Annotated in this window: 18 protein-coding genes; 8 read left to right on the top strand and 10 right to left on the bottom strand. The window is 45.6% G+C overall.

Annotated features, from left to right (window positions below; genetic code table 11):
- Positions 1–73 precede the first annotated feature (73 nt).
- Together A4R26_RS27945 and A4R26_RS27940 are read left to right on the top strand one after the other, a co-directional pair.
- Complete coding sequence (locus A4R26_RS27945) at positions 74–1,072, top strand: acyl-CoA reductase (RefSeq protein ID WP_081169829.1); 999 nt, start codon at positions 74–76, stop codon at positions 1,070–1,072.
- Positions 1,073–1,342: 270 nt separating this feature from the next.
- Positions 1,343–2,836, top strand: coding sequence for a trypsin-like peptidase domain-containing protein (locus A4R26_RS27940; RefSeq protein ID WP_081169828.1), 1,494 nt, complete (start codon positions 1,343–1,345; stop codon positions 2,834–2,836).
- A 164-nt stretch (positions 2,837–3,000) separates the two neighbouring features.
- On the opposite strand, the gene A4R26_RS27935 is transcribed toward A4R26_RS27940, so the two are convergent.
- Entirely contained in the window at positions 3,001–4,281 is a 1,281-nt protein-coding gene (locus A4R26_RS27935; RefSeq protein WP_242675039.1) for an alpha-amylase family glycosyl hydrolase, read from the bottom strand.
- Positions 4,282–4,519: 238 nt separating this feature from the next.
- Between A4R26_RS27935 and A4R26_RS27930 the strand changes: the two genes are divergently transcribed.
- Positions 4,520–5,749 (top strand): 4-hydroxy-3-methylbut-2-enyl diphosphate reductase, encoded by a 1,230-nt coding sequence (locus tag A4R26_RS27930; RefSeq protein ID WP_081169827.1) that lies wholly within the window; start codon positions 4,520–4,522, stop codon positions 5,747–5,749.
- Positions 5,750–5,938: 189 nt separating this feature from the next.
- Complete coding sequence (locus tag A4R26_RS27925) at positions 5,939–6,250, top strand: hypothetical protein (RefSeq protein ID WP_081169826.1); 312 nt, start codon at positions 5,939–5,941, stop codon at positions 6,248–6,250.
- Between the two features lie 104 nt (positions 6,251–6,354).
- On the opposite strand, the gene accC is transcribed toward A4R26_RS27925, so the two are convergent.
- The 5 genes from accC to A4R26_RS27900 all read right to left on the bottom strand — a co-directional run bounded on the left by accC (position 6,355) and on the right by A4R26_RS27900 (position 11,619).
- Positions 6,355–7,692: an acetyl-CoA carboxylase biotin carboxylase subunit gene (gene accC / locus A4R26_RS27920; protein ID WP_081169825.1), complete on the bottom strand. Its 1,338-nt coding sequence runs from the start codon at positions 7,690–7,692 to the stop codon at positions 6,355–6,357.
- 133 nt (positions 7,693–7,825) lie between these two features.
- Positions 7,826–8,323, bottom strand: a complete 498-nt coding sequence (gene accB, locus A4R26_RS27915) for an acetyl-CoA carboxylase biotin carboxyl carrier protein (RefSeq protein WP_081169824.1) — start codon at positions 8,321–8,323, stop codon at positions 7,826–7,828.
- Between the two features lie 171 nt (positions 8,324–8,494).
- Positions 8,495–9,061 (bottom strand): elongation factor P, encoded by a 567-nt coding sequence (efp, locus tag A4R26_RS27910; protein WP_081169823.1) that lies wholly within the window; start codon positions 9,059–9,061, stop codon positions 8,495–8,497.
- A 166-nt stretch (positions 9,062–9,227) separates the two neighbouring features.
- On the bottom strand, positions 9,228–11,186 hold the full coding sequence (locus tag A4R26_RS27905) for a M56 family metallopeptidase (RefSeq protein WP_081169822.1): 1,959 nt from the start codon (positions 11,184–11,186) through the stop codon (positions 9,228–9,230).
- Between the two features lie 70 nt (positions 11,187–11,256).
- Positions 11,257–11,619: a BlaI/MecI/CopY family transcriptional regulator gene (locus A4R26_RS27900; RefSeq protein ID WP_081169821.1), complete on the bottom strand. Its 363-nt coding sequence runs from the start codon at positions 11,617–11,619 to the stop codon at positions 11,257–11,259.
- A 233-nt stretch (positions 11,620–11,852) separates the two neighbouring features.
- Here A4R26_RS27900 and A4R26_RS27895 point away from each other — a divergent pair, with 233 nt between their 5' ends.
- From A4R26_RS27895 to A4R26_RS27880, 4 genes are all read left to right on the top strand, one after another.
- Positions 11,853–12,356, top strand: coding sequence for a TlpA family protein disulfide reductase (locus A4R26_RS27895; protein WP_081169820.1), 504 nt, complete (start codon positions 11,853–11,855; stop codon positions 12,354–12,356).
- A gap of 111 nt (positions 12,357–12,467) precedes the next feature.
- Positions 12,468–13,397 (top strand): malate dehydrogenase, encoded by a 930-nt coding sequence (mdh, locus tag A4R26_RS27890; RefSeq protein ID WP_081169819.1) that lies wholly within the window; start codon positions 12,468–12,470, stop codon positions 13,395–13,397.
- A gap of 346 nt (positions 13,398–13,743) precedes the next feature.
- A complete protein-coding gene (locus A4R26_RS27885; protein WP_133054803.1) occupies positions 13,744–14,457 on the top strand; it encodes a discoidin domain-containing protein in 714 nt (237 codons plus the stop codon).
- Positions 14,458–14,762: 305 nt separating this feature from the next.
- Entirely contained in the window at positions 14,763–15,266 is a 504-nt protein-coding gene (locus A4R26_RS27880; RefSeq protein ID WP_081169817.1) for a hypothetical protein, read from the top strand.
- A gap of 82 nt (positions 15,267–15,348) precedes the next feature.
- On the opposite strand, the gene A4R26_RS27875 is transcribed toward A4R26_RS27880, so the two are convergent.
- From A4R26_RS27875 to A4R26_RS27860, 4 genes are all read right to left on the bottom strand, one after another.
- Positions 15,349–16,359: a glycosyltransferase family 9 protein gene (locus A4R26_RS27875; RefSeq protein ID WP_081169816.1), complete on the bottom strand. Its 1,011-nt coding sequence runs from the start codon at positions 16,357–16,359 to the stop codon at positions 15,349–15,351.
- Between the two features lie 17 nt (positions 16,360–16,376).
- Complete coding sequence (locus A4R26_RS27870; RefSeq protein ID WP_081169815.1) at positions 16,377–17,597, bottom strand: MFS transporter; 1,221 nt, start codon at positions 17,595–17,597, stop codon at positions 16,377–16,379.
- Between the two features lie 3 nt (positions 17,598–17,600).
- Complete coding sequence (locus A4R26_RS27865; RefSeq protein WP_207625837.1) at positions 17,601–18,575, bottom strand: DedA family protein; 975 nt, start codon at positions 18,573–18,575, stop codon at positions 17,601–17,603.
- A 166-nt stretch (positions 18,576–18,741) separates the two neighbouring features.
- Positions 18,742–20,253 (bottom strand): dicarboxylate/amino acid:cation symporter, encoded by a 1,512-nt coding sequence (locus tag A4R26_RS27860; RefSeq protein ID WP_081169814.1) that lies wholly within the window; start codon positions 20,251–20,253, stop codon positions 18,742–18,744.
- Positions 20,254–20,314 lie beyond the last annotated feature (61 nt).

The raw sequence follows: 20,314 nt of genomic DNA, 5'->3' as shown, positions 1-20,314 counted from the left end.
GAATTTTAAACCGGCCCAATTACAGGTCCGTGAATTGAATACATCTATTTTTGCACGACAAATATAAGGTGGAATGAATTTACAACAACGAATCGTTTTATTGAACCGGTTAGGTGAATATATTTTACAGGATAACGATAACTGGCAGGCAACCAAACAGAAAGCCAGCCATCAGAACAGCTGGTTCACCCCCGAATTCATTGACCTGGCTACCCGGAATATAGCCCTCGCCTTTTTACAAAAAGACAAACTGACCGCCTGGGCCGATCAGTACAGTTTCCAGGCCGATAATACCGCTCCCAAAAATGTGGGCATCGTAATGGCCGGAAATATTCCCCTTGTCGGATTTCATGACTTTTTATGTGTTTTTATCTCCGGTCACCGCCAAACCATAAAACTTTCGTCAAAAGACGATGTGCTTTTAAAACACCTGGTTCAACAACTACACGACTGGGATGAACGCACCCGCCACCTCATTTCATTTGCCGAAATGTTAAAGAACTGTGATGCTTATATAGCTACCGGAAGCAATAATTCTGCCCGGTATTTCGATTACTATTTCAGCAAATACCCGCACATCATTCGCCGCAACCGCACCTCAGTTGCCATTTTAACCGGAGAAGAAAGTCCCGAGGAACTGAACCAGCTGGCCGATGATGTATACCAGTATTTCGGTTTAGGCTGCCGTAACGTTACCAAACTATATGTTCCCGAACAGTACGACTTCATTCCCCTTTTGAATGCGTTCAAAAAATACGATCACCTCACCGATCTGCACAAATACAAACACAATTACGACTATATTCTGGCAGTACTGCTATTGAACAGGCAATACTATATGGCCAACCAGAGCATTTTGCTTACCGAAAGCAAAGAACTGTTCTCCCCCATCAGCCAGCTGAATTTTGAATATTACAAACCGGGCGAACAACCGGAAGCAATACTTACCAATAATGAAGATGTGCAATGTATAGTGGGTAAGAACCACATACCTTTTGGCAAAGCGCAGTCGCCATCGCTTACCGATTACGCCGATGGGGTTGACGTCATGAAATTTTTGCGGGATATATGAAAAACTGTCAAAATCAACTGAAAATATTGCACTTACCCGCAGCGGACGTACAGGTTAAAATTTTTTAACTTTCCTGCTTCTGAACGTGCATATTCAGTCATTACTCCTTACTTTTCAGTAAATTTGGAGTGAGCAAGTACGAAGACTTTAGTAAATTAATTGTTAAACCGGAACTACAACGCTGGTTTACTATATTTCCTGACGTTAATTTGTTGTTGTCAGGCATATATTTTGAAACTAGTAAAATCTCATAAAAAATTTATAACGATTATGAAGTGGAAACAAATACTGGCTATTGTACTTATCAGTGCCTCCACTACAGGTGTAACGATGTGGGGAGTTAATCATTTCAGCCATGATACATATGTATATCAGAAGGAAGGCGATACGGGAAAGATCCCGGCTAACTATGCCGGTTTTAATGGCGTTGCCGGCGTAGGCCCGGTAGACTTTTCTGCAGCGGCAGATGCTACTATTCCTGCTACCGTACACATTAAAACAAAAGCTACGCGTACCGTAAGCAATAACCTGCCCCGGAACAATCCGTTCGGCGACCTGTTCCCCGACCTGGATGATTTCTTTGGCGACAGATACCGTTCTATTCCGCAAATGGCTTCCGGTTCAGGCGCCATTATCAGTGAAGACGGTTACATTGTTACCAACAACCACGTGGTTGACGGAGCTGATGATATAACAGTAACCCTTACCAATAAAAAATCTTTTAAAGCCAAACTCATTGCTTCTGACCCAAGCAGTGACCTGGCCGTTATCAAGATCGAGGCAAAGAGTTTACCCTTCCTGTTATATGGCAATTCAGACGACGTGAAAGTTGGCCAATGGGTACTGGCTGTAGGTTATCCGTTAACGCTTGAAACTACCGTTACCGCCGGTATCGTTAGCGCTAAAGGCAGAACACTGGAGATCAACCGCCGCCAAAGCGATACTCCTGTTGAATCGTTCATTCAGACAGATGCTGCGGTGAACCCCGGCAACAGTGGCGGGCCGCTGGTAAGCACCGATGGTAAACTTATCGGTATCAACTCGGCCATTGCTTCACCTACAGGCGCTTATGCAGGTTATTCATTCACCATTCCGGTTAATATCGTAAAGAAGATCGTTTCTGACCTTATTAAGTTCGGAACCGTGCAAAGAGCTTACCTGGGTATTGAATATCCGAAAGATAACCTGAGCGATGAGGACAAAAAGCAAAACGGTATCAAAGACGACGGTGGTGTATACGTTATGACCGTTCGTGAAGGTGGTGCAGCTATTGCCGCAGGTATCAAAAAAGGCGACGTTATCACCAAAATCAACAATATGCCTGTAGTAAGCGGCGCCGATCTTATTGGTCAGATCGCTACTTACCGTCCTGGCGACAAGATCACGCTTACCTATCAACGTGCCGGTAAAGAGTATACAACTGCCATTACTTTGAAAAATAAAACCGGCAGCACCGATATCGTAAAGAATTCAGTGCTCGATAAATTAGGCGCCGACCTTGAAAATGTGAGCAAGGCAGATGCAAAGGAATTTAACATCAAGGGTGGTGTATTGGTTAAATCCATCAGCCAGCGTGGTTTGTTCAGCAAGGTTAGAATTCAGGAAGGCTATGTGATCGTAAAAGCGAACAACAAAGACGTTGCCAGTGTTGAAGAACTGAAAAAGGTACTTGAAGGAGCGTCGGGCAGTGTTAAACTGGAAGGTATCTATCCTGGTTATGAAGGTGTTTACCCCATCGTCATCAACCTCGACAGCGCCCAGTAATTCAATAAGCGTTTTTTAACTTCCATATTAAGGGAGCAAAAGGTGAAGATCTTTTGCTCCCTTTTCTTTTATCTTTACTTAACCCGCTTGCCATTCAGCGTTCTGCGTTAAGCGTTAAGCGTTCTGCGTTAAGCGTTAAGCGTTCTGCGTTCAGCGTTTGGCGTTCATCGTACCAACACCAGGTAATCCCACCCTTTCAACTGTGCAGAAAAGGAACCATTAACGGTCACAGGCTGTTGGGTGAACACATTGGTGAACTTACCCTGGATCTGGGCGCCCGGTAATTGCAGTGACACGTCGTTGCCGGTAAAGTTCACAATAACCAGCAGTTCCTTTCCTTCGGCCCTGCGAATAAAGGCCAGCGCCCGCTCATTATCGGTGGTATTCAGCAACTGTGGTTTGGCAGCCTCGCCAATTTGCAGGGCCGGGTGTTGTTTGCGTAGCTGTAATAATGTTTTATAGAAGTCGTGAAGCTGTGGCTTGCCGTTCCAGCTTATTTCATCCTTATCGAAAAATGGCAACCGTTTGTGCAGGGGTAGTTCCTGTGCGGTATAAACCAGCGGAATGGCATTCCAGGTACAATTGAACACTGCCAGCGGCGCGGCCATATCGCCATATTTTTCATACTCGGTACCGTTCCAGGTATTTTCATCGTGGTTGCTGGTGAACAGCATAGGCACCGTACCCGCGGGCAGGTCGAACTGGTAATGGTTCAGCACATCTTTCAACTGGGTGAGCGTAATTTCCTGCCGGAAATACTTTTGGGTGGCCGACATCCAGCGCCAGCCATATAAACAATCGAACACCTGTAAATAAATAACATCCTGGGTTTCACCCAGCCAGAACAATGGTTTTATGGCATCCAGTTCTACCCGGGCGCGGTTCCAGAAATCGAGGGGCACCAGGTGGCACATATCGCACCGGAAACCGTCTATATCACATTGTTTTACCCAAAATGACATGGCATCTAACATCGCTGTGCGCATGCCATGGTCGTAGTAATTGAGGTCAATTACATCGTGCCAGTTATTGGTATCGTAAAATTTGCCTTCCGCGTCCCTTTTATAATATTCGGGGTGCGATTTGGTCCAGATGTGATCGCAGCCGGTATGGTTGGCTACCCAGTCAATGATCACTTTCATCCCCAGTTCGTGGGCTTTTTTCACCAGTGCGGTAAAATGCTCTATTGTCCCAAACTCGGGATTGATGGCCTTATAATCTGAACAGGCATAATAACTGCCGAGCATTCCCTGCCGTTTTTCTTTGGCAATTGGGGTAATGGGCATAAACCACAAAATATCGATCCCCATATCTTTCAGCCGCGGCAGGTGTTCGGCAAAAGCGTTAAAAGTTCCTTCGGGTGTATACTGACGAACATTTACTTCATATATACTGCTGTCAATGCTCCATGCTACCGGTGTAAATCGTCGCTGCATAAATCTCATTCCTGGTTGGTTTAAGTAAAATTACGGTCAACTTATCAATAATAATAAATAGGTTTCAGTGTTGGTATAAAGTATTAAGAATCAGTTACAGGAAATACAGTTTCAGGTTACCGGTATTCCGGGTACCTGGTAAAAAAACCTGAGAACCGGCCAGGAGCGGTTCGCTCTTCATGCAAGGCGCCGGAAACTGGCAACAGGCGCCCGGTAACCGGCAACTTCTTCGTACCTTCGTTTCGGCATGAAGACATTTAATGTACCTGTTACCTACCGTAGCCCGCTGATCTCGGCCATCAAAAACAGCCGTAAACAGCAGGACAAAATGAAGAAGGATTTTACGCCTACCCTGCTGTCGCTCGATCCGTTGCATATTTACCTGGCCCGCCATTTCGGTTTTTGCTACGGGGTTGAAAATGCCATCGAGATCTCTTTCCGCACTATAGAATCGAATCCCGGCAAACGCATCTTCCTGTTAAGCGAAATGATCCACAACCCGCAGGTGAATGCCGATCTGCAAAGCCGCGGCGTTCAGTTTCTGCAGGACAACTACGGTCATCAGCTGATCCCATTCTCAGCACTGACAGCCGATGACGTGGTGATCATTCCGGCTTTTGGTACAACGCTCGAAATAGAATCAAAATTGAACGCGCTGGGTATTCCGGTAGAAAAATATAATACAACCTGCCCTTTTGTTGAGAAAGTGTGGAACCGCAGCGAACAGATAGCGAAGAAAGGTTACACCATCGTTATTCATGGCAAACCCAAACATGAAGAAACCAGGGCAACGTTCTCGCATGCCGCCAGCAATGCACCTTCTGTAATTGTGAACGATATGCAGGAGGCGGAAAACCTGGCAAAATACATTACCGGCGAAAAACCCGTTGAGCAATTCTATTCTGAATTTGCCGGCAGGTTCTCTGCAGGATTCAATGCGGCGCAACACCTGCAACGCATTGGGGTGGTAAACCAAACTACCCAGCTGGCTACCGATACACAGGCCATTGCCGAATACCTGAAGCAAACCATTCAACAGCATTATGGTTTAACGCCCGAAACTATTGAAAGCCGTTTTGCCGATACCCGCGATACCCTGTGTTACGCCACCAACGATAACCAAACCGCGGTTACCGGCATGTTGCAAACACCGGCCGATATGGCCATTGTAGTAGGCGGTTATAATTCAAGCAACACCACGCACCTCGCCGAATTGTGCGAATTGCAGCTGCCAACCTGGTTTATCAGCTCGCCCGATAAACTGCTTTCCGAAAAAAATATTCTGCATTATAATTTTCACACCAGGGAAGAACACATAGCAACCGGTTACCTGCCCACCGGCAACCCTGCCCGCATTCTTATCACCAGCGGCGCCAGTTGTCCCGATGCGGTGGTTGAAAGCGTGATCCGCAAACTGGCCGTGTTTTATGGAGTGGAGAACAAACTCGACGCCATGACAAAAGAACTGGCCGGCTGATCGCTTCCATTGTTATATTCATCTGTAAAATGTAGTCATATACCGGTTTCACGGTTATGCGTTTTGCCCATAGTTAAACTCCTTCTATTCAACGAGGTCAAAACAAAAGGCGGAACGTATAATGCCAAACGCTACAAAAACGTGTTTTGGCGTTAAGCATTAAGCGTTCAGCGTATAAATGCTTTAGCTATGAAGTGGGTTTTGATTTTATTGCCTGTATTATTGCTCGGCCGGGGTATTGCAGCCAATGCACAGCAACGCTTTTTCGACTTAAATGGAAAGGAGCGTTTGCGGCTGCGACTAAATGAACTGAAGTTATCGGATGATCAAAAAAGAAGGATTGCCATTATCATCAGGCGGCAGCGAATGCAGGAGCTGAAGAACCAACAGGAGCTGGATGAAATTCTTACCGGGGAGCAGAAGGCCCTGCTTCAGGATTGGCGCAAACGGCGGTTCGAAACAAATAGTAAAGACAGCGTGGCAAAAAAGCAGAAAAGTTGACGGAGCTTGCCCCGCTTTGCGGGGTTAACAAGTTGACAAGCGGTTTAACACCTGTCAACCTATCAACCCGTCAACTTTTCAACCGTTCCGATTTATCGGAACGCCTACACCATCTTAAACGTTTCTAAGAATTTGGTGTTGAAATTGCCTTTTATAAAGTCTTCGTTCTTCATCAGTTGCTGATGGAACGGAATCGTTGTTTTTACACCTTCAATCACATACTCGCTCAATGCGCGGCTCATGGTATTGATGGCCTCTTCGCGGGTACGTGCTACTGCGATGATCTTGGCGATCATTGAATCGTAGTACGGCGGAATTACATAGCCTGCATATACATGCGAATCGATGCGGATACCGTGGCCGCCGGGTTGATGCAGCGTTGTGATCTTGCCCGGGCTGGGACGAAAATCGTTATACGGATCTTCGGCATTGATGCGGCATTCTATAGCGTGTAACTGCGGCTCGTAGTTCAAACCACTGATGGCTTCGCCCTGTGCGATCTTGATCTGTTCTTTAATAAGATCGAAGTTCGTTACTTCTTCGGTTACGCAATGTTCTACCTGAATACGGGTATTCATTTCCATGAAGTAGAAATTGCGGTGTTTGTCAACCAGGAACTCGATGGTACCCACGCTTTCGTAACCAATGGCAGAGGCGGCTTTGATTGCGGCTTCACCCATGCGCTTACGCAGTTCGGGCGTCATGAATGGTGAAGGAGATTCTTCAACCAGTTTCTGGTGACGGCGCTGGATCGAGCAGTCTCTTTCGCTAAGATGGCATACTTTACCATAGCGATCGCCGGCTACCTGTATTTCAATGTGGCGTGGTTCTTCCACAAACTTTTCCATGTAAATACCGTCGTTCTTGAATGCGGCGCCGGCTTCGGCTTTGGCGGTATTGTAGTTCTTTTCCAGTTCCTCTTCGCTCCATACAACACGCATCCCTTTACCACCACCACCTGCGGTGGCTTTCAGGATAATGGGATAACCTACTTCTTTTGCCAGTGTCTGGGCCTCTTCAAGGCTTTCCAATAAACCTTCACCACCGGGTACCACGGGCACACCGGCTTTGATCATGGTTTCCTTGGCGGTTATTTTATCACCCATCGACCTGATCTGGTCGGGTGTGGGTCCAATAAATTTGATATTATGTTCCCCGCAGATTTCCGCAAAACGGGCGTTTTCGGCCATGAAGCCATAACCCGGGTGAATACCGTCGGCATTGGTGATCTCAGCCGCGGCCATAATGTGAGGGATATTCAGGTAAGAGTCGGAACTTGCCGCCTTTCCAATACAAACAGCTTCATCGGCAAAGCGCACGTGCAGGCTGTCCTTATCGGCGGTTGAATAAACAGCAACCGTTTTGATGCCCATTTCTTTACAGGTACGAATGACCCGCAGGGCAATTTCTCCACGATTGGCAATTAATATTTTCTTGAACATTGAATTTGATTGATAATCCCGACTTCCTCGGGACAAGTTATGCTAATATGCCAATTTGCCAATGTGCTAATGTTAATGCGATTCGAAATGTATTCATTAGCACATTAGCTAATTATCACACCAGCTAATTAGTTTAAGCAGGTTCTACCAGAAACAATGGCTGATCGTATTCTACCGGTGAAGCATCTTCTACCAGTACTTTTACAATACGGCCTTTTACTTCGCTTTCAATTTCATTAAACAGTTTCATGGCTTCTATGATGCAAACTACTTTGCCGGGAGTGATCTCATCGCCTATTTCAATAAACGCCGGTTTTCCGGGTGCAGAGCTACGGTAGAAAGTACCGATCATCGGGCTTTTGATAGTAATAAAATTGTCAGCAACTGCATCTGCTGTTTTTGGTTTGTCACCGGCAGGCGAGGTAACTTGTGCGGCAGTTTGGGCAGCCGGAGCCTGTTGAGGCATAGCGGTCATCATAGGAGCGGTATGTACAGGAGCTGCAATGACATTCTGAACCGGTTCTTCTTTTTGTTTGATGGTTAATTTAAATCCCTTTTCTTCAATCGTCACTTCCCCGATATTTGATTTGTTGATCATTTTGATCAACTCCTGAATTTGTTTAAAATCCATCTGGTAAAATTTTAGTTTGTCGTTTAAGTCCTGTAGAACAGGCGGCTAAGATAAGGATTACACACTAAATATATCCAAAACCCTTTTTAAAAAGGCACCCGGGCATTTGCCCCAAAAAAAGAGGACAATGGAATTTTGTTCCATTGTCCCGTTATAACGTAAGTTCCTGTATTATTCTTTTACGCGTTCAACATATTCACCGGTCTTCGTATTAATACGAATCAGCTCGCCTTCGTTAACAAACAGCGGTACGTTAACGGTAGCGCCGGTTTCAACTGTGGCAGGTTTTAATGTACGGGTAGCCGTATCGCCTTTCAAACCCGGCTCACTATAAGTTACTTTCAATACAATTTTATCGGGCAGTTCTACACTCATCGGTTGTTCGGTTTCGGTATTGATGAGTACAGATACTTCCTGGGCTTCTTTCAGGAACTGGGGCGCATCAACCAGGGTTTCTGCAAGCGCAACCTGTTCAAACGTTTCATTGTCCATGAAATTGTAACCTGAATCGTCCTTATACAGGAACTGGTATGTTTTGCGCTCAACGCGAACCGGGTGAATGGAATCGCCGCTGTTCCAGGTCTTTTCAATACTGCGGTTATTGTCAACTCCTTTCAATTTTGCCCATACCTTGGCTGCAGCCCGGGCAGTTTTATTTTCACCAAATTCAACCACTGTGTATAAACTTCCATCCAGTTTAATAATCATGCCGCGGCTGATATCTGAGGTATTTGCCATAAATAATTAATATTTCAAAAGTCAAAAAACATCCCGATAGCTATCGGGACAATTTCAAAAAGTGGCAGCAAAATTATGGCAAAATTGTCAGGTGGCAAAATGGACAGTTTATACTTAGATCTGCATTGTTTTTTTTTGGGGGGTGAATATTAGGTAGGTATCCTGCTTACTGTTCCTGGCGGGGTTCGGCGGGCGTAGCTTTTTTTGGTTCGGCAGCCGCTTTCGCCTTTGCCGATTCTACGATCTTTACATTTATAAGCTTTTCGGTCTTTTCAACCGGCTTTGCAGGTTTCACGTTTGTTGCCGGTTTGCCTTCTATTTTATCGATTATGATCACCCCGTTCACGGCTTCCTTTGCGCCTATCGGTTTGCCCACAATAGCTCCGGCAGGGGCCGATGCAACCGGCAACGTTGCGCTGCGGTCAGTGGCTAATTTTGTGGCTTTTGCAATTTTTACCTCCATCGGTTTGCTTATAACCACTACCTCCCCGGATTCAGCTTTTACCGCAGCGATTGCTTTGGGGTCGGCTGTAGCCTTTACAGCGATCACTTTTTTTACCTCCACCGGTCTGCCGATCACCACTACTTCTTTATCGGCCGCTATTCCGGCAACCGGTTTTGTTGTTTTCACCGGCTGCCCCGTTTTGTATTTGGGCATGAGCTGTATTTGCCGGGGCGGAATTTCACCGTATTTCTCTGTATACTTTTTGTCCTTATCCCAATCGGTAAGCACCACGGCTTCAACGATCTTGTTGTTTTTGTCTTTCACGATCACCACACATTCGCCATAATTATCGGCCACCGTAATACAATATCCCTTTCTATTCAGGCAATCCTGCAGGTTAATAGTATATGGGGCTTTCTCCGTTACTTCAGGCGCCTCCGGTGGTTCGGGGGCTTCGGGGGCTTCGGCCCGCTCAGGCGCTTCGGGTGCTTCCATTTTTTCAGGCGCTTCCGGTCTTTCCGGTCTTTCGGGGGCTTCAGGATTTTCGGGCCGTTCGTTGTTGTCGGGCATTACGGGCATCGGCGGCGTTGGCGGTTCGGGCAAAGCGCCATATTTTTTCTCAAACGCCTCCCTTTCTTTTGTATTTATCAGGTCATACTTCTCCGTTTTACCGTTCTTTAAACGGATGGTCACCTTTTGATAGTCAGTGACATCAATTGTATTGATGTCTTTCCAGCCGGCTGGTGTTTTTGGAGCTGCCGGTATGGTATCGGTCTTCGCTCCCTTTAACGGCTGTTGTTGCCCCTGGGTTGAATTTCTAAATGCTAACAATACTACCACCAGCAGCGGTAGCAGAAACAGGAACCTGATCAGGTGCACACGGGCACTCTTTGCTTTGTTCATCATGGCTATTCTTCTTTTTAAAGATGAAAAATTGAAATTGGTGGCTATACTAAATGAATTAACTCCTATAACTTTTAAAAGCAGGTACTGGTATTGTTTACGATCGAGGCCTGTTTGCAACACCTGCTGGTCGGCAATGAATTCGAGGTTCTGGCGAATGTCGTGTCGCAGCAGCCAGGCAAAAGGGTTATACCAGTTAAGGATGCACAATATTTCGCTCCAGAGAATATCAAGCGAATGCCGTTGCTTTACATGAATGAATTCATGGCGGATGATCTCTTTCAACTCATGTTCGCTATGCTGGTGCTGGTTTACATAAATGCCGCGGCCAAAAGAGAAAGGCATTACCGGTTCATCGATATGGTACAGCTTTACTTTTTCGTCATACAGCAATACCGCCTTCGACCGCATTTTATACAATGAATAATATTGCACCAGCAGGCGCATCAGCATGAATAACACGCCGGCAATGAAAACAATAACTGCTACCTGTACCCAGCCAACCGCTGAAGATGTTACCGGAACGCCGGCTTCAGCAGCTGCGGGCGAAATTTGTGTAATGGCGGGTATATAGTTTACGATGGCCGATTCGCGCAGGGCAGGCCGTTCTACTATAATTGTAAAAACATTTACAAAAGGTATTACAAAACACACCATGGAATAGATCAGCAGGTACCAGCGGTTCCAACAGTAGAAGGTCAGTCTTCTCAGAAATAACTGATAGAATAAGTAAACGATGGAGAGGCCGATCGATAGTTTAATTAGGTAAAGTAGCATATTGCTAAATTGGGAGTAATGTGAATTTGTTGTGACCGAATTAAGAAGTAAGATGGTAATTTCTTACATTCTATTTCTTTCCCTCATTCTCAATCATATCTATTATATCCTTTAGCTCCTTCGGACTCAACTTCTTCTGCTCCACAAAAAAATTCACCAGCTGTTTGTACGAATTGTCGAAGTAATCCTTCACCACCCCGTTCATAAAATGCTTTTTATATTCCTCTTCCGAAACCGCCGGCCGGTATAAATAGGCGTTGCCTACGAGCCGGCTTTCAACCAGTCCTTTTTTTTCGAGGTTCTTAACGGTGGAGGCCAGCGTGGTATAAGGCGGCTTTTCTTCCATATTATCTAGAAACAGTTTTATGTTGCCCTCGCCTGTTTTCCATATTACCTGCATGGCCTGTTCCTCCTGTATACTTAGTTTTTCCATTATCTACGAACTTTTCGTAAACCTACGAATTATTCGTAACACTATCCAAATCTTTTTTGTTAAATGGCCAACCCGGGTTTATATCCTGTTCATTTACTGTTATTTTTGAAAAAAAATAAATGTGAGGGGAATACAGCTGAAAGCTTAAAGCCGAAAGCTTAAAGCAAATACAAAATACAGCTGGCAAGCACCGGGCAGCGCCTGGAAAACACTCATCCTAAATAACATACGCTATGATAAACCGGTTATTCCTTTTTATCCTGTTACTTGTGGCAAAATTGGCATCAGCCCAAACATTACCACCCGACAGTCCGGCCTACAAACGGTTCCCCACGGTACCGCCATTTACTATTTTACAGGCCGACAGTACCAACCTTACAAAGGACAATCTTAAAAACCAGCCTACTATTATTATGTATTTCAGTCCCGACTGCGACCATTGCAAACACCAGTGGGCCGATATGGCAAAGCGGATGAAGGACCTGAAGAAGTACCAGATCATAATGATCACCTACCAGCCTTTTGAAGAAATGGTGGCGTTTTACAAATCGCAAAAGATCGCCAGCTACCCCAATATTAAAATGGGCCGCGATACAAAATTTTTTCTGCCCCCTTTTTATAAGATCCAAAGCCTGCCCTACCAGGCATTATACGACAAAAACGGCGAGCTGGTCACCACTTTCGAGGGCAATGTAAAGATCGATAAGCTGCTGGCCGCTTTTGGGAAAAAGGAGTAGCTATTTCGAATTTGGGAACAATTGCTACCGAAGCGATAAATAAAAATTAATATTCTTTATTCGCGCCCTATTTTTGCGCAAAAATTAGCTCAACACCTTAAATTTTTTCTGATGAAAGTAACTGTTGTAGGCGCCGGTGCAGTGGGTGCTACCTGCGCTGATAATATCGCCCGCGCCGAACTGGTTGAAGAACTGGTATTGTTGGACATTAAAGAAGGTTTTGCAGAAGGTAAGGCCCAGGACATGATGCAAACTGCTGCCTTACTGGGATTTGACACCCGTATTACCGGTAGTACCAATGATTACAGCAAAACAGCCGGAAGCGATGTAGTGGTGATCACATCAGGCTTGCCCCGCAAACCGGGTATGACGCGTGAGGAACTGATTGGAGTAAATGCCGGTATTGTGAGAGGCGTTGCCGAAAATATTCTGAAACACTCACCCAATGCCATCATTATCGTTATCAGTAACCCAATGGATACCATGACCTACCTGGCGCTTACCGCTACCGGTTTGCCAAAGAACAGGATCATTGGTATGGGTGGTACACTCGATAGCGCCCGCTTTAAATATCAACTGAGCCAGCACCTGGGTTGCAGCCCTGCCGATCTGAATGCGGTTGTAGTAGGTGGTCACGGCGATACAACGATGATCCCACTGATTCGCCTTGCTACCTGGAACAGCGTACCGGTTACAAATTTCCTGAGCGAAGAAAAACAAAAACAAATAGTTGCCGATACCATGGTAGGCGGTGCTACCCTTACCAAACTGATTGGTACCAGCGCATGGTATGCACCCGGAGCAGCCGGAGCAGCCCTTGTAGAAAGCATCGTACGCGATCAGAAGAAATTGTTCACCTGCTGCGTTAGCCTGAATGGCGAATACGGTCAGAAAGATATTTGTCTGGGCGTTCCCGTTACCATCGGTAAAAACGGTTGGGAAAAGATCCTCGACTTCGGTTTGAATGCTGAAGAACAAGCGCTCTTCAACAAAAGCGCCGATGCGGTAAGAAATATGAACGATGTATTGAAGACTTTATAAATAATGTGATAATTGGCTAATTTGATAATGTGATAATGTAAAATACAGCCCTTTGTATTCATTATCACATTATCAAATTATCACATCAGCTAGTTAATTTTTTACTTCCCCCCCTGCTTTTCCAACTTCAACACTGAACAGTTCCTACTTTAGTCAATATTGTTCATAACATCCCACTCTCCCACCCGGCACCGGATTTGATATATCTATAATACCACCTGCCACACGTTATTTCATGCAAACCATTTTTATACTTCTAAAAAAGTATGGTATGAAATACATTTACGATTGGAGTTGCAGAACAGCCTGCATTACAGCAGTTTTAGTGCTTGGAAATATAACGGAAATGAACCGTGCTTTCGCGCAAACCCCCACCGTTCGGTCAAATGCAGGTTACATTCCTGTAAATGTGGGGAAGATAATGCCCAACGACAATTACCCCGATAACAGCATCAATCCCAGAGATAAGACGCGATATGTTTATGACGGCAACAACAGCATGACCCGGCTGCCCCATGCGGTAACCCTGCGTGACCTGTACCTGACAGCAACTGCCAACGACGGCATTGTTATACGCTGGCGCACCAACTGGGAGCCCGAAAACCTCAAGTTATATGAAATCGAATACAGCACAGACGGTATCCATTTTCAACAGGCCGGTGTGCTGCCTGCCGGTAACTATCTCAACGGCAGAATTTACGAGTTCAGGCATTTCCCGGTAAATGTGCGCGACCGCATGTTTTATCGCGTAAGGATCATGGCACAGGATGGCCGGTTCAATTATTCGCCCATGCTGTCCCAGGCCGCTAACACATCAACCCAGAATTATATCTTTCCAACGATTGTAAATAGCGGTATGGTAAGCCTGTACCTGAACGATTCGTTTAGAACCCTGCAGATCGTAAATATGGAAGGCCGCATTTTACAAACACAGATATTGAACGGCAATACAGGCAGAATAGATATTCCGCTGAATACAGCCGCCAGGGGAATTTGCTTTGTGCGCGTGTTGGGCGATAACCGGCAGCGGGATATTGTACAGAAGATATTTATACAGTAACTCCATGCAAACAGGTTCCCTGGAACCGCGTTGCTTTGGGTCATGAAACGCCCCATTACTTCTGCAAGCCGGAAGGCATTACCTAAACAATATTTTTCCATGATAAGTTCCGTGAAAACCCGGTCAGGCGGGCACCTGGCAATTTTTACCTTCAAATGAATTAAGCGAAAAACACATATACAATACCATCAAAATAAAGGGCATATATAGCCGATTACGCTCCACTTTTATTATGTTTCCCTTAACATGGGAAACTTATTTTTTCTGTGTATTTTGTTTGTCAACACCCTTAAATCAAACAAAATATGCTAACGTTAACCAGGGTCCTAACTATCGTAGGCCTTATTGCGATCTCTTCTTCATGTGCATCCATTGTAAGCAAAACAAAGTATCCGGTAACAATTGACACAGAACCACGCGACGCCAAAGTAACCATTTATGACAGACGTGGCCGCGAGGTATTCACAGGCACAACACCGGCACTGGCAACATTAAAATCGGGGGCCGGATTTTTCACAAGCGCTATATATGAAATACAGATCAGCAAGGAGGGTTTTGCCTCTAAATCTGTATCACTACGCGCCACGCTCAATGGCTGGTATTTAGGTAACTTTTTGTTCGGCGGACTGATAGGTTTACTGATCGTTGACCCGGCCACCGGCGCCATGTTCAAACTGAAACAAACCGCGGTGATCGAAAAACTCGAAAGCACCGCTAAAACAGCAGCCGCCCCCACCCATCAATTACGCATTTATAACATTAACGATATTCCCGAGTCGTGGAAGAAGAACCTGGTAGCTATTAAATAACAAAGGTGTGCCACACTTGTCTTTCGATGCAGAGGAAGTGTGGCACACCTTTATGCTTACAAAGCCGGCGGCCATTGAAATCTTACTTACTGATCCGCAGATTCACATTAGTAACTATGTCGGTTATTTTAATCTTCTCCATACATTTAAAATGCCCGAGCGGACATTTATCATACCCTATTTTGGAACAGGGCCGGCAGTACAATGGCCTAACTTCCATAATGTCGTAAGGCAGTTGTTGTTTAGGCAACTGCGACGACAGGGTGCCGTAATAAGGATACATGCCGAACTGCGGTACGGTATTTCCCCAAATGGAAATAACAGGCTTTTTAAATGCGGAAGCAATATGCATCAACCCGGTATCGTGGGTAATGATCAGTTTGGCGCGGCGCACCAGATCGGCCGACTCGTTGATATTGAACTTACCGCATGAGTTATAGATCTTGTGCGGGTCGGCACGGGCTATCAGTTCGCCGTTCTCCCGGTCATCCTTTCCACCCAGTAAGATAACCGGGTGGTCAATAGCGGCACACAGCTCTTTCAGTTTATGCACCGGCAGCTTTTTGGTATTATGCGCTGCACCGATCACCACGCCAATATAACCGGCCAGGTGGCCCGCCGGAATATCGCTTTCTTTAACCTTATCTTTTTCTGGAATGAAATAATCCAGTCCACGCCCGTCATTCTTAACGCCCAGTGATTTTACCGTGTCGAGGTAACGGTCAACGATATGCACATCGGGCAGCACATTCAGTTTGATGGTAGTGTATATGAACTTCTGAATATTGAGCTTGTTGAAGGAGAACGATTTCTTGCCCAGGGCTTTTTTCACCCGCATGGTGCGCAGGTTATGGTGCAGGTCGATCACATAATCGAAATGCTCATCCTGCAGCTGCGGAATAACTGCCTGCAGGTCATCGTGCAGGTAATGCAGTTTATCTATGTAGGGGTTAGCTTCCAGCACCGCTTTGAAGCTGGCCTTGGTGAGGTAATGCACCTCCGCTTCCGGCAGCTGTTTTTTCAGGCAACGGATAACAGGTGTTGTTAAAACAATATCCCCAATGGAACTAAATCTGATGATTAAGATTTTCATATTGCTATGCGTCAAACTCACTCTTCTACGTAATTAAGGTCCTTATGGAATGTTTCCTCTGTCAGTAACGCAGCTACAATGCCAATAACCATTACGGTTATACCGGTGATCCAGCCGCTTTGCACATACCCGGCGGTGTTCTGCAGCGAGGTGAACAAAATAGAGATCGGGATCAATGCGCCCCTTACCATATTAGGTACAGTAGTAGCGGCGGTTGCCCGTATATTGGTACCGAACTGCTCGGCAGCCATTGTTACGAAGATGGCCCAGAAGCCGGTGCCGAAACCAAGCAATGCACAGGCGGCATACAGGCTGTCAACCGGTTGCCCGGCCAGGTTAAAGAACCACACAATACCAATAGTGGTTAACCCATAAAAAATGAACAGGGCCTTTTTACGGCTTTTCAGCGCCTGGCTTAACAAACCTACCGCAATATCGCCTATGGAAATGGCGGCATAAGAGAACATGACCGCCTTTCCAGGATCAACTTTTCCCTGCACACCCATTTTTTCGCCAAACTCTTTTGAAAAGGTAACCAGAATACCGATCACATACCAGGTAGGCAACCCGATCAAAATACTGCAAAGGTATTTTTTCAACCGTTTGGCATTGGTGATCAACATAAAAAAGTTTCCTTTCGATACGTTGCTGTGCTGTATTGAATTGAACATGCCCGATTCAAGTACACCCACCCGCAAAAACAACAGCGCGAAGCCAAGGCCACCGCCAATAAAGTAACAGGTACGCCAGTGAAAGTTCTCTTTAAAAAAGAAGGCCACTACTGCACCTGTTAAACCAATACCGGCCACCAGCGAAGTACCGATACCTCTTTTTTCTTTTGGCAAAAGCTCGCTTACGAGTGTAATACCCGCGCCCAGTTCGCCTGCCAGCCCGATACCGGTTAAGAACCGTACGGCGGCATATTGATTTACCGTTTGCACAAAACCGTTGGCTATATTACCGAGAGAGTATAAAATGATAGATGCGTATAATACTTTTAACCGGCCTTTTTTATCGCCGAGAATTCCCCACAGGATACCACCGATCAGCAAACCGGCCATCTGAATATTGATGATGAACAAACCATCGGAAGCTATCTGGTCTTTATTGAGCCCCAGATCGGTCAGTGAACTTACACGAATAATGCTAAAGAGTAACAGATCATAGATATCAACAAAATAGCCTAAGGCAGCTACCAACACTGCCAGGCTGAAAACAGAAGCTTGTTTCGATTGCATTCGTTAGTTTGTTGGAGGTTGAGAAACTTTCTTTTTACCAAAAAACAGTTTTACAAGTACCGGGGCGGTAGTTACGATAACGATACCCAGTACTATTACTTCCAGATGTTTCTTCAGGTCGAAATCGAATTGTGTAAAGATCCATTTTTGGAGAAAGTGCCCCGCTATGATCATACTGAACACCCAGGCAATACTTCCTATCATATTATAGAAAGAGAATTTCTTTTTATCCATTTCAACAATACCGGCAACAATCGGCGCAAAGGTTCTTACGATGGGCAGAAAGCGGGCGAAGATGATAGCGCCGCCGCCATGCTTTTCATAGAACTCATGTGCATCGTACAAATATTTTTTCTTGAACAGGAAGCGGTCGCGCCAGTGAAACATGGTGGGGCCTATTTTTCTTCCCGTCCAGTACCCAATGGTATTACCCAAAATACCGGCAATGGAAATAAGCGCTATCAGAACGAGCAAATCGAGCCATTCGGGGCGTATGCCCGTCATACCGAATTTTCTGAACAGGTCATCTGCCAGGTTGGTGCTGTAAATACCGGCCACGAACAGCAGGCTATCGCCCGGTAAAAAGAAACCTACGAACAATCCGGTTTCAGCAAAAACGATGAACAGCAACAGGAAGAAACCGCCATACACGATATAGAACATGGGGTTCAGCAGGTCTTTCCAGGAAAATTGTTTTTCCATGTTGATGATCTCAGTTTCCCGCAATGATGCGATGGCCATTTTATGCGGTTTATGATGGGCACTGGTGATCGTAAGGGTATCGCCGGCAGGAACCGTTATAGTGGCAAACCCGGCTTTATCGGGGGTATACTCGGTAGTTTGGCCTGCAACCGTTACGCTTATTTTTGAAAGCGGCGTCTCGTACTGATTGGTACATTGAATTCTTATTTGCTGTTGTGCCATTGCTGCGGATACTGCCAACACATTCAACAATAAAAATATCAGTCGTTTTAACATAAAGTCTAATGAGTTTTTTATCTCTGTTTGATTCAAGTTGACAATTTGTAACTGTTGCCAGTTTCCGTTTACCTGTTTCCGGGGTTCTCCTCAGGGACAACCGCTTTAATGGGCACCTCGCTGATCAGGTAGCCATAACTGGTATCCGGTACCTGGCAACCGGTAACTAGCTTTCAGCCATTACCGGTTCGCTTTGAACAGCACCATCTGGTTTTAATTCGCCTTCCCATTTGCTTACCACACTTGTTGCAAGGGCATTGCCCACTACATTGGTCATGGTACGGAACATATCGCAAAAATGATCGATGGGCAATATTAATGCAATGCCTTCCGGTGGTATTTTAAACATGGCGCAGGTAGCTGTTACAACCACCAGCGATGCGCGGGGTACCCCGGCAATGCCTTTACTGGTCAACATCAACACCAGTAGCATCGTTAACTGTGTACCCAGGTCGAGATGTATACCGGAAGCCTGGGCAATGGCCAAACTGGCAAAGGTCATGTACATCATACTGCCATCGAGATTGAAACTGTAACCCAATGGCAAAATGAATGAAACAATTTTATCCTTACAGCCGAAACGCTCCAGCTCTTCGGTAAGTTTGGGAAAAACCGCTTCACTGCTGGTGGTGCTGAAGGCAACCAGCATGGGCGATGCAATTCTTTTCAATAAAGCGCCTACCCGTTTTCCAAGGATCAGGAAACCGACAGATAACAATACCGCCCACAGCACAGCAATACCTACCAGAAAGAAGAACAGGTACTGGCCATAGAAATTAAACACTTCCAGCCCACGGGCCGCTATCACAGCGGCTATTGCGCCAAAAACGCCTAGTGGTGCAAAGTTCATTACATAACCCACCATTTTTAAAATAACATGGGCTACGGCATCCAGCGCATGCAACACCGGTTTTGTATAGGACCCTATGGCCGACATAGCCACACCAAAAAAAATACTGAAGATGACGATCTGCAGTATTTCATTGGTAGCCATAGCTTCAATAACGCTTTTCGGGAACACGTGCTCCACAAATTTGGCCATCGAAAATTCCTGTGTTTTACCAATGAGATCCTGGGCTCCGGCTGTATCTGCCATTCCCTGAATGGCGTTGCCGGGTTTTGAAAGATTCACGATCACCATGCCGATCAGCAGGCTCACCAGCGATGCTGAAATAAACCAAAGCAGGGCTTTACCGCCTACCCGGCCCACTGTTTTCAGATCGCCGAGTTTGGCGATCCCAACTACCAGTGTACAAAATACAAGCGGCGCAATGATCATTTGAACCAGCCTCAGGAAAATAGTAGTCAATAATTTAATATTATCACTAAACTTCTGAATGGCTGTAACGGTGGCCGTTCCGTGTTTTGGCGACGTTTTGATCTTGTTAAGCGCCAGGTCTTTATTGGTTTCGTATGCCTCGCTGGAATTGGCTACTACCACCCAGGTGCCGGGCGCAGCGGCCGTTGCGCGAAAAGCGGCAGAATCCTTAACAACCTCAATGGGTTGCACTACTTCGTTACCGCCCAAAACCAACGTAATCGTATCTTTTCCCGTATAATCCTTAACAGGCGAATAGGTTATTTTATGACCTGTTCCTACCTGGTGCATCAGATAACCCACAATTATACCCGCTACCATTGCAATCAGAATATAGAGCGTGAGCCTGTTTTTCTTCATGTAGTTCTATTAAAAGTAATAGGGTGCAATATAATATTAAATGTATAAACCAATTTGTTAG

The sequence above is a fragment of the Niastella populi genome (assembly GCF_002078015.1).
Classification (GTDB): Bacteria; Bacteroidota; Bacteroidia; order Chitinophagales; family Chitinophagaceae; genus Niastella; species Niastella populi.
This window is presented reverse-complemented; position numbering and strand designations above follow the sequence as displayed.